At 44.3% G+C, this 10,683-nt stretch carries 10 protein-coding genes; 6 read left to right on the top strand and 4 right to left on the bottom strand.

The genetic code is table 11. From position 1 onward, the window contains the following. Positions 1 to 42: 42 nt before the first annotated feature. The 4 genes from ACR65H_RS16855 to ACR65H_RS16870 all read left to right on the top strand — a co-directional run bounded on the left by ACR65H_RS16855 (position 43) and on the right by ACR65H_RS16870 (position 3,555). The gene (locus ACR65H_RS16855) at positions 43 to 792 is read left to right on the top strand and encodes an SDR family NAD(P)-dependent oxidoreductase (protein ID WP_440501880.1); all 750 of its coding nucleotides are present in this window, start codon (positions 43 to 45) and stop codon (positions 790 to 792) included. A gap of 13 nt (positions 793 to 805) precedes the next feature. Further along, positions 806 to 1,540, top strand: coding sequence for an SDR family NAD(P)-dependent oxidoreductase (locus tag ACR65H_RS16860; RefSeq protein ID WP_440501882.1), 735 nt, complete (start codon positions 806 to 808; stop codon positions 1,538 to 1,540). A gap of 116 nt (positions 1,541 to 1,656) precedes the next feature. Then, on the top strand, positions 1,657 to 2,070 hold the full coding sequence (locus ACR65H_RS16865) for a MarR family winged helix-turn-helix transcriptional regulator (protein ID WP_440501884.1): 414 nt from the start codon (positions 1,657 to 1,659) through the stop codon (positions 2,068 to 2,070). A 252-nt stretch (positions 2,071 to 2,322) separates the two neighbouring features. Then, the gene (locus ACR65H_RS16870) at positions 2,323 to 3,555 is read left to right on the top strand and encodes a Zn-dependent hydrolase (RefSeq protein ID WP_440501886.1); all 1,233 of its coding nucleotides are present in this window, start codon (positions 2,323 to 2,325) and stop codon (positions 3,553 to 3,555) included. A gap of 281 nt (positions 3,556 to 3,836) precedes the next feature. Here the strand turns inward: ACR65H_RS16870 and ACR65H_RS16875 are convergent, their stop codons facing one another. The 3 genes from ACR65H_RS16875 to ACR65H_RS16885 are packed head-to-tail and all read right to left on the bottom strand — an operon-like array spanning position 3,837 to position 5,773. Beyond that, positions 3,837 to 4,592: an AAA family ATPase gene (locus ACR65H_RS16875; protein WP_440501902.1), complete on the bottom strand. Its 756-nt coding sequence runs from the start codon at positions 4,590 to 4,592 to the stop codon at positions 3,837 to 3,839. Between the two features lie 26 nt (positions 4,593 to 4,618). Further along, positions 4,619 to 5,077, bottom strand: coding sequence for a hypothetical protein (locus tag ACR65H_RS16880; RefSeq protein WP_440501887.1), 459 nt, complete (start codon positions 5,075 to 5,077; stop codon positions 4,619 to 4,621). Between the two features lie 39 nt (positions 5,078 to 5,116). Beyond that, positions 5,117 to 5,773, bottom strand: a complete 657-nt coding sequence (locus tag ACR65H_RS16885) for a Type 1 glutamine amidotransferase-like domain-containing protein (protein WP_440501889.1) — start codon at positions 5,771 to 5,773, stop codon at positions 5,117 to 5,119. Between the two features lie 256 nt (positions 5,774 to 6,029). Here ACR65H_RS16885 and ACR65H_RS16890 point away from each other — a divergent pair, with 256 nt between their 5' ends. Then, on the top strand, positions 6,030 to 8,141 hold the full coding sequence (locus tag ACR65H_RS16890; protein WP_440501891.1) for an ATP-dependent Clp protease ATP-binding subunit: 2,112 nt from the start codon (positions 6,030 to 6,032) through the stop codon (positions 8,139 to 8,141). 66 nt (positions 8,142 to 8,207) lie between these two features. On the opposite strand, the gene ACR65H_RS16895 is transcribed toward ACR65H_RS16890, so the two are convergent. Beyond that, on the bottom strand, positions 8,208 to 8,933 hold the full coding sequence (locus ACR65H_RS16895; RefSeq protein ID WP_440501893.1) for a YybI family spore inner coat protein: 726 nt from the start codon (positions 8,931 to 8,933) through the stop codon (positions 8,208 to 8,210). 201 nt (positions 8,934 to 9,134) lie between these two features. Between ACR65H_RS16895 and ACR65H_RS16900 the strand changes: the two genes are divergently transcribed. Continuing rightward, positions 9,135 to 10,556 carry a vWA domain-containing protein gene (locus ACR65H_RS16900; protein ID WP_440501903.1) on the top strand — a complete coding sequence of 474 codons (1,422 nt, stop codon included), beginning with the start codon at positions 9,135 to 9,137 and terminating at the stop codon, positions 10,554 to 10,556. The last annotated feature ends 127 nt before the right edge of the window (positions 10,557 to 10,683 follow it).

Genomic DNA, 10,683 nt, shown 5'->3' on the forward strand with positions numbered 1-10,683 from the left:
GCAACTGAGATCTTCATGACAATCGACAAGGAGAGGGAAAGCATGAGATTACAAGGAAAAGTGGCAATCATTACAGGAAGCGCATCAGGGATCGGAAGAGGAATAGCTCTTGCGATGGCGAAAGAAGGCGCGCATATTGCCGTTGTTGATATCAATGAAGAAAAAGGGAACGAAACGGTAAAAGAGTTGAACGAGCTTACAGAAAGCATGCTGTTCATCAAAGACATTTCGAAACCTGAAAACGTCACTGAAATAGTACAAGCGGTCGTAGCGAAGTTTGGCAAATTGGATATACTCGTAAATAATGCGCACGCGTCCCGACAAGCTATGTTTGCTGAAACGACGATGGAAATGATTGACTTATCCTTTGGTACGGGCTTTTACCCGACATTCCATTTCATGCAAGCTGCTTATCCGGAGTTGAAGAAAACAAAAGGTAAAGTGATTAACTTCGCTTCAGGCGCAGGCTTGGATGGCCAACCGACACAAGCATCTTATGCAGCAGCAAAAGAGGCGATCCGCGCGATTTCACGTGTAGCGGCAAATGAATGGGGTCCTGAAGGCATCAATGTTAACCTGATTTCACCGATCGCATTGACACCAGGCGTGGAAGCATGGGCTCAAAGTGCGCCGGATATGTATGAAGCGATGATCAACCGCATTCCGTTGCGCCGTTTAGGCGATCCGGAAGGTGATATCGGCCGCACAGCAGTATTTTTGGCGAGCGACGATGCAAACTATATTACAGGACAAACGATTATGGTGGACGGCGGGTCTATTAAATTACGTTAAGGAGATGTTCAATATGGGTAAATTGGACGGAAAAGTAGCGATTGTGACAGGTGGAGCTTCTGGTATCGGTGAAGGAATGGTTGATCTGTTCCAAGCGGAAGGCGCGACTGTTATTGCGGCTGATATAAACGAAGAAGCTTTGCAACGTGCAAGTGAAAAAGAAAATGTTCATGGTATGAAATTGAATGTAGCATCCGACGAAGAGTGGGCTGCATTTGCAAAAGAAGTGAAAGAAAAATTCGGCCGCATCGATGTTTTAGTGAACAACGCGGGAATTTCCTCCGAAAAACCGTATTCAGAAATCGGCATGGAAGATTGGCAAAAAATGATGGCGATCAACAGCTTCGGACCATTTGCAGGCATGAAGCATGTAGCGCCAATCATGGCTGAACAAAAGAGCGGTTCGATCGTTAATATTTCATCATATACCGCACAAATCGGACAAGGGTTTAACCATTACTCCGCTTCTAAAGGGGCTGTCCGTGCTATTTCCAAGGCAGCTGCGACAACTTTTGGTCGCCAAGGAGTGCGTGTAAATGCGCTATTCCCAGGAATCATAGAAACACCAATGACACAAAGCTTAAGCACATCCAAAGAATTACTCGACCAACTCGTTCGCGCTACGCCGTTGCAACGTCTTGGAAAGCCAGCCGATATTGCCAATGCAGCTCTTTTCTTGGCAAGTGATGATTCTTCTTATATTACTGGTGCTGAAATTGTCATTGATGGCGGATTCTCTGCACAATAATTGAATATATCTTTCATTGTGAATGAACCCAAAGTACATTGAATTTGGGTTCATTTTCATATATACGGACTGTATATGATAAAATGGAATTGTTTATGTAGAAAGTAGGGGGAAACATGAAAGAAGAAACGATTTTTGACATCATACACAATATGGACAAGTTCACGAATAACTTGATCATTCAATGGAATAAAATCTTTAATGAAGAATTGGGCGTCTCCCATATACTCCTTCTTGGCCATTTAGCTAACAAAGGGAAAAGTCGGCCATCTGACATTGCGAAATTTCTTGGACTAACCCCACCCACTGTAACTCATCTGTCAGAGAAACTTGTGAAAAAGAAACTGGCCGTTCGCTCGACAGATGAAGATGATAGACGCATCGTCTATTTGAGTATTACAGAAACAGGGAAAGAAATCTTACACCGTGCAAACGTGGAAGGCCAAATATTAAGGAAAAATCTATTTGAAAAACTGACATCCGAAGAGCAGCAGCAAATGCTTCATATTTATCAGAAGCTGAATGAATAAGAAATTATTTAATTGCCTTTCGATGCCTGTGCAACACACAATTCAGTAAATACACTACAATTGCATAAAATAGTATTAGAAGCCAGATATATCAAGTGGCTTCTTTTTGTATTTATATAGTTTTCTATGAATAGTCATAAATGTGTGTTGCACAGGCACCTGTCTAAATTACGTATTATTAGTGCCTGAATGTTGTTATAATTGATGTATTGGTAGCTGGAGGAAGAGAAATAGAGGAATCGGGGGATTGTCATGAAGCTGGTACGTTTGCGTCAGTCATTTGAAGAACTCGCTAGGTTTACAGTCGGAGGAGAAGGCATCAATCGGCTAGCTTACACGGAAACCGAGCGGAATGCACGTAATTTTTTGATCGAGCAATTTGAAAGCGCGGGGTTGGCAGTACGCACCGACTATGCGGGAAACGTCATTGCGCGCAGGGAGGGGAGAGATCCCGATCTGCCGGTTGTGGCGACAGGGTCACATATTGACTCCGTTTATGCTGCCGGTGAATTTGATGGAACCGCGGGTGTCCTCGTTGCACTTGAAGTAATGCGTTCGCTTGCGGAGGAAGGCGTGGAAACGGCGCATCCGCTTGAAGTCATCATTTTTGCTTGTGAGGAATCTGCCCGCTTTGGCGCTTCGACTCTCGGTAGCAAAGCGATGACAGGCCGTCTGGATCCCGCGTATACACGGTCGCTCACTGACAAAAACGGAGTGACGCTCATGCGGGCATTTGAAGAAAATGGTCTTGATTTGGAAGAAGTCCATTTAGCAGAACGCTTTCCGGATGAACTCAAATCGTTCGTCGAGCTGCATGTTGAACAGGGTCCCGTTCTCGAAAAGCAAGGGAAGGCGATTGGTGTCGTATCTGCCATAGCGGCACCGGTCCGCTTCCACATCCATGTCGACGGAACAGCGGATCATTCCGGAACGACACCGATGGATTACCGTCGGGATGCTTTGCTTGGTGGTGCGGAAATTGCACTTGCTGTAGAGAAGGCGGCATTGGCGGAGAGGGAACATGGCACAGTCGGTACGGTCGGTGTCTTTTCCATTCAGCCAGGTGCGATGAATGTAGTACCAGGAGCTGCAGATTTATATGTCGACATTCGGGGGACATGCCAGGGATCACGCCAGCGAGTTGCCGCTGCACTTGAAACAGCGGTCAACGACATAGCTAAAATACGAAGCTTGAACATATGGATGGATAAGATTTCGGAAGAAGAACCTGTTCAAATGGACAGCGCAATCGTGGCCGAATTAAAATCCATCTGTGAAGATAGAGGAGTGGCTTGGATCGAAATGCCAAGCGGTGCAGGACATGATGCGATGAACATGGCGTCCCTTAGTCCGACAGGCATGATTTTCGTCCCGTCAAAAGACGGAATTAGTCATAATCCTGCCGAGTATACGTCTATGGAGCAACTAATGGAAGGGGCGGAAATATTGCGCGCTTTCTTATTGAAACAGGCGAAAGTAATCTAATTAGTTTTCAGTAATTGCGAGGACTTAGTGCAACGTCAATCGGGCGGTCTTGGCGTCATATCAGGCGGTTCGTACGATAAATCAGGCGGTTCGTATGAGTAATCGGGCGTTCGTGGCGCGGTATCAGGCGGTCTTAGCGTTATATCAGGCGGTTTGTACGATAAATCAGGCGTTCGTGGTGTGTTATCAGGCGAATTGTATGAGTAATCGGGCGGTCCCAGTGCAAATGAAATATCAAAAATAAAAGGGCATCTCTCCGTAACGTAGGAGATGCCCTATTTTTATTCCTCATCCTGAAAAAGATGATACAGCAATCGTTCCCGGTCATCGAAAAACTGTTTCATAATCGAGTAATGCTCCGTTTCCTCCAACGTCGTTTCGTGGATTCCTTCTTCTGTAATTTGTACGATTTTGGAAAGCGGGTGCGCCATGATGATCGGTGAATGGGTAGAAATGATGAACTGGGATCCTTTCGTAACAAGTTCGTTGATTCGCGCAAGCAATGAAATTTGACGGAGCGGGGACAAGGCAGCTTCAGGCTCGTCCAAAATATATAAACCGTTCCCCCTGAACCGCTCCCGGAACACGGCGAAAAAGGATTCCCCATGCGATTGCTCGTGAAGAGATACCCCTCCAAACGAATCAATGACCTTGGGGCCGGAAAGAGGGTCTTGGTCAAGCTCTTCGATATTTGTCGCCACATTGTAAAACGTCTCTGCACGGAAGAAAAAATGGTCCCTCGCCCGTTCCGTTCCTTTGACAAGTCGAATATATTCGTCGAGTTCCGAATGGGAATCAAAACTGGAAAAATTGAAATTCAATGTCCCGCCTTCGGGGTTAAAACCATACGCAATCGCGATTCCCTCCAGCAACGTCGACTTGCCCATTCCGTTTTCCCCGATCACATACGTAATATTCGGATGAAGCTCCAATTCGTGCAAGTTCCGGACGAAGGGAAGGGTGAAAGGGAATGTGCCATGCGGTATCTGTTCCTGCTTCAAACGCACGGCCTTTATGTATTGTGAAAATGAATTCAAAAGTGCCAATGGAAATCCCCCTTATTTTATTCGCCATCAGTCTCGACAATAGAATGAACGCCGATTGACTCGCTTGCTCGTGTGACACCATCACTTCCCAAAGCCTGAATCGAAATACGGTCGTGGAATATCCTATCACCGAACTCCCATGTAATAGACCATCCGTCACTTCCATCTATGTCGTAACCGATGAGCGTTCTTTCAGCCCACGTCCCAGTTCCAGTTTCGGATATCCAAAATAGTACGGTTTCCACATTTTCAACTTCCGCAGAAATCGTCATTGTATGGACACCTTCCGGAACAATAAACCAATTATGTTCCTCTTCTAAATCTGTACTAACCTTTAGTATTCGAGCGCTGCCATCGCTGACTTCAGATTGATCGGCTGAAGCGTCTACAGCTTCTTCTGGTTGTTTTTCATCTACATGACTACAAGCAGACAGTATTAGTATGAGTAGTAACAAAACTATAGAATTCTTTCGCACATTACCCTCCAATAAAGATGACTTTGGCGTTCGCTACAGCTAAAGCGTCTCTTCCAATTTCTGGATCTTTGAGTCTGAAATTAAATAAACATCGCCAACAATATCGATTTTGCCTCCTTTTACACGGACAGCGCAATCTTTGTTTGACGCATAAATAGGTATTTCTTCCGATAGGGGAGATAGTTCGCTTTGAACCAGTTCCATATTATTTTCAAGATCAAAATGAGACAAGACGGAAAAATTGTCAAGACCGATTCCGTCGTAAACAGAGCTTATTTCAACTTCATCTCCAAAATTTTTCGAGCATAACCATTTAGCGGACATATTGATTGCTCCGGCGCTTGCGCCCATCACAACGGCGCTGCTTTTTTTAATCGAATCCGATAATTCATATTCCATCAAAAAACCATGTTGAGTAAGTATATTGCCACCCAGCAAGAAAATGACGGAAGCATTTTGAATGATCGTTTGGGCTTCTTCCTTTTGCATGCGGTAATTAAGTAAATGATACTCATCAAACAAAATGCCAGCCTGATCGAGCCACGAGCGTTCAGTAGCACCATCATCTTCATAAATAGATGGATTTGAACTTATCATAGCAAGCGATTTTCTATCAGTTATATCCTCCTGTAACACCCTACTCAGATTATCTGAGAAAAAATTAGTAAACCAACCTAAATAATAGTGAGATTTCATAAGTGTCTCCTTAGCAAAATCGATGATTACATATCATCTATTAGAAAAACTATATTAACTTCATAGTCAAGATACAATTCTGATTATACACTACAACTGCGTATAAGCTTAAACGATCGCCGCTTTACAGGCACCTACTTTAATCAAACAAATAACTTGAAAGTCAAAGTAGGTCAGAGTATAATAAAGTCATAAGTCAAAGATAGTCAATGTCAAATACTATAAATGAACGATCTATATAAGGAGGAAATGGCTTATGAAATGTCAACATTGTGGTAAAAACGAAGCGACAATGAGCTTACGACTCCAGGTGAATCATCAACGGATGCAAATGAACTTATGTCACACATGTTTTCAAGAAATCCAAGGACAAATGAAGATGCCGTCCTTTGGCAAGGATGCCAATCAATTTTTCCAAGCGAACGGCAACCCTCAAGCCTATACACAAGTTAAAGAAGTCGATGAAAATCAAGGAAACGGCTTGTTAGACCAACTTGGTAGAAATATATCAAACGACGCCAAGGAAGGGAAAATTGACCCGGTCATCGGCCGCGATCAAGAAGTGAAACGCGTCATCGAGACATTAAATAGAAGAAACAAAAACAATCCTGTTCTCATCGGGGAACCGGGTGTCGGTAAAACTGCGATTGCAGAGGGTCTCGCAGTGAAAATCCATGAAGGCGATGTTCCGGCGAAACTGTTGAATAAACAAGTGTACGTGCTTGACGTAGCTTCACTCGTCACGAATACCGGAATCCGCGGTCAATTTGAAGAGCGGATGAAGCAGTTGATCGAGGAGATCGAGAACCGGAAAGATACAATCGTTTTCGTCGATGAAATCCATCTTCTCGTCGGCGCAGGTTCAGCGGAAGGCTCCAAAATGGATGCAGGGAATATCCTGAAACCAGCATTGGCACGCGGAAGCATGCAGCTCATCGGGGCAACGACGTTGAAAGAATACCGTCAAATTGAAAAAGACGCTGCACTCGAACGCCGCTTCCAGCCGATCATTGTGAAAGAGCCTTCTGCTGAAGACGCCATCGCAATCTTAAACGGGATTAAAGACCGCTATGAAGCGTTCCATGAAGTGCGTTATTCAGATGAAGCGATTCGAGCATTCGTTACATTATCACAACGCTATATCCAAGACCGATTTTTGCCGGACAAGGCAATTGATTTGATGGATGAAGTAGGGGCACGCTTAAATCTAAAACATTCTTCGGCAGATGCTGAGCAAATCGGAAAACGACTAGAAGAAATTGTTCAACAAAAAGAACAAGCTGCGGACATGGAAGACTATGAAAAGGCGGCAGCGTTGCGCCAAGAAGAAATGCAATTACGTCAACAATTGGAAGAAGCCGAACAAGGCGAAGCGTCTCTCTATGAAGTGACTGTTAAAGATATCGAGGAAATTGTAGAAGAAAAAACAGGCATTCCGGTGACGAAACTGCAAGCATCGGAACAAGCGAAAATGTTAGACCTTGCAGAAAACCTACGTAATAAAGTAATTGGACAAGAAGAAGCAGCCGATAAGGTTGCCAAAGCAATCCGCCGTAGCCGTGCAGGTTTGAAATCGAAAACGCGTCCAATCGGATCATTCTTATTTGTCGGTCCAACGGGTGTCGGTAAAACGGAAATTACGAAAGTGTTGGCAGAAGAACTATTCGGTTCCCGTGAAACGTTAATTCGCCTCGATATGAGCGAATACATGGAGAAACATGCCGTCTCTAAAATAATCGGCTCACCGCCAGGCTACGTAGGTCACGAAGAAGCGGGCCAATTAACGGAACAAGTTCGCCGCAACCCGTATTCGATTTTACTATTGGATGAAATCGAAAAAGCGCACCCGGACGTTCAACATATGTTCCTTCAAATAATGGAGGACGGACGACTAACGGATTCGCACGGTCGAACAGTCAGCTTCAAAGATACGGTCATCATTATGACAAGCAACGCCGGAACAGGAGAGAAGAAAGTAAGTGTCGGGTTCAATCAAACCGCACATGAATCCGTCTCCATGATGGAATCGCTAGGTAACTATTTCAAACCTGAATTCCTGAATCGTTTCGATGCAATCGTCTCGTTCAATGAATTAACGGAAGACAATCTACTCGAAATCGTCGACTTGATGCTCGTCGATTTGGAAGAAGCGATTGAAGAAAATAACATCGCGATTTCCATTTCGCCTGAAGCGAAACGGGAATTGGTGAAGCTCGGCTACGACAAACGCTTCGGAGCAAGACCACTTCGCAGGGTCATCCAAGACAAAATTGAAGATCCTTTGACAGATCTTATTTTGGAAGAAGACCATATCGAAAAAGTATATGTAGACGTTGTGGACGAAGAAATCTTAGTAAGTAAAGCTTAATACGAACAATAAACCCCTTCAGGCTGTAAAAAGCTTGAAGGGGTTTTGCCGTTTGTATGATATGCACTACAGCGATGCGCCAAATATTCCTAAATACTGTTGCTGTAATGCAAATCCATTGTTTTCCCATCCTAGTGTATTCAACATATAGCCAAGGCCATCCGCATGATATCTTCCGGATATTTTTTGATAGGCTAGAAGCTCGTAGACGCCATTGGAATCAAAATCCACTGGATATAAGCCGCTTAACGGATCGACAAAACCGGTGATCGGGCTTTTCAATTTGCCATTCCGATCATAGATTTCATTTAAATAACTTGCATCTCTCGTCGATATATCAATAATATACCGCTCATTATTAGGTCTGCTAATCACTTCAACTTTATAATGATCCTGATAATTGACCTCGTAATGGAAATGGTTATTATAAACATCCGAATCAAAAAGGAATCTTACTTGATTTCCGACAAAGGAAACAATGTAATAGTTAATAATTCCACCACTGCCACCTGTAGACATACCGATTAATATGTCATCTACGCCATTGCCTGTGAAATCGCCTAAGAACAGGGTCGGATTATAGCCTTCATTATTATGGAGCGTAATACTTGTCACTACACCTGTTCTACCGTCCCTAACGTGAAGAATTATATCTCGAATGTATGGACTATCCGGCGTTTTTGTTCCTGTCAGATAGATTTGATCCATCACTCGATCACCCGTTACATCTCCATTAGCGAAAGCAACTACATTTGGATTTCCTGTTGCAGCTGTAAAATGAAAGTTAGTCATGAAATACCCCTTTTCATAAAGATAATCTTTATTATCTATCCTATGGGGGGCTGGGCTGATTGCTACTCGTTGTGAAAGGTCCGGAACACCCCTACCCGTCTAAAGTAGGAGGCAATATGGGCAATTCCACATAGAAACTATTGCAGTCGGTAGTCCGTATAAAAGATAGTTATAGGAAAGGGAGTGTATTCGGTGAAGCAAATGAATTTAGTGAAATATGCTGTCATGAGTATCGGATGCTGTCTGATGCTTGCGGCGTGTGCGGACAAGCCGGAGCCCGAAGTGAAATCAGAAACCTCTACCTCAACCTCATCAAAAGAATCAAAACCAGTCGCTGTTGCCGAGGAGCAAATTCCAAAAGCGGCACGGACGTTGGAAGATATGATTTCACAGCCTGCGGGCAAGTTGGTGGAAGCGCATATGGATCCTGAAATCGAGGCAGCCAAGACGGTGAACTGGGTTTATTATCATCGCTTCTATGAAGATACGTTTCAAGGAATTATGGAGAGTGAGTTGCCTGCCTATTTCGAGGAGCATCCCGATTTGAGTGCGGATGAGATTTATGACTATCTTGTTTATCAATTAGGTTCGGGACAGTATTCGACATTCTATGACCAGTTAACGTCGTATGAGCATGGGTATGTGATGCCGGAGTTGCCGGAAGGCGAGGATGAAATCGAAATTGCGAAGAGGCAAAAGACGAATGTCGTCATCTTGATGGATGCAAGCGGGAGCATGAAAGCGGAAATCGGAGGCGAGTCGCGTATGACTCTTGCGAAGCAGGCGATTGAAGATTTCACGAGCCAGCTGTCCGATGATGTCAATGTCTCCCTATTTGCGTACGGCCATAAAGGTGCCGGAACGGAAGCCGATAAGCAGCTTTCTTGTAGTTCGATTGAAGAACTGTACCCGCTTGGTGCGTATGAAGAAAGTTCATTCCAAAAAGCGATGGATTCTTTTAAGGCAAGTGGCTGGACGCCATTAGCCGGTGCGATGGAAAAGGCGCATGAGTATCTTGCTTCTTATGATAAAGAGAACTTTAGGAATATCGTTTACATCGTAAGTGATGGTGTAGAAACGTGCGAGGGAGATCCGGTTGCCGCAGCGAAAAAGCTGCATGACAGTGATATCGAGGCGAAGGTGAATATCATCGGTTTCGACGTCGATGATGAAGGGCAAAATGAGCTGAAAACAGTGGCGGAAGCAGGTGGCGGCGAATATGCGACAGTGCGGAACCCGTCCGAATTTGAAGGAGTTCTCATTAAGAAATGGAAGCCGAGCATGATGCAAGTAATGAGTCAGCAAGGCGTCATGCTGCATGATTTAGTTCATCAAATGGAGGCGCTTATTGCAATTCATGACCCGCTCAAAAATATTTCTGACCGGGAGGCAACACGGATCAGCAATGCTGCTTACTATTTGAAAAACAAAAAGATCCTTGACGATGAAAAGGCGTACGAAGTCATTGAGCTAGCAAAGGAAATGGGTGAACTGAGATCAGTCCATTTTACGGAAATAAAAGAGCAGAAGAGTGAAGAAGCGAAACAGGCAAGGGATGAAATCGACGCGAAAGTGGAAGCGTGGAAAGAGAAATGGTACGCAGAGTTGGAGAAGGATGAATAGGTGCTAATAAAAAACAATCATAATCACCCCGCCTAAGGGGTGATTACGATTGTTCAGCCTGTTGACAAACGCTCGCATCCGTTGTTGCTCGTCTCGCTCGTCCGCTCATGAACTTTAGTTCTATTCG

Source organism: Sporosarcina sp. SAFN-015, from assembly GCF_059415085.1.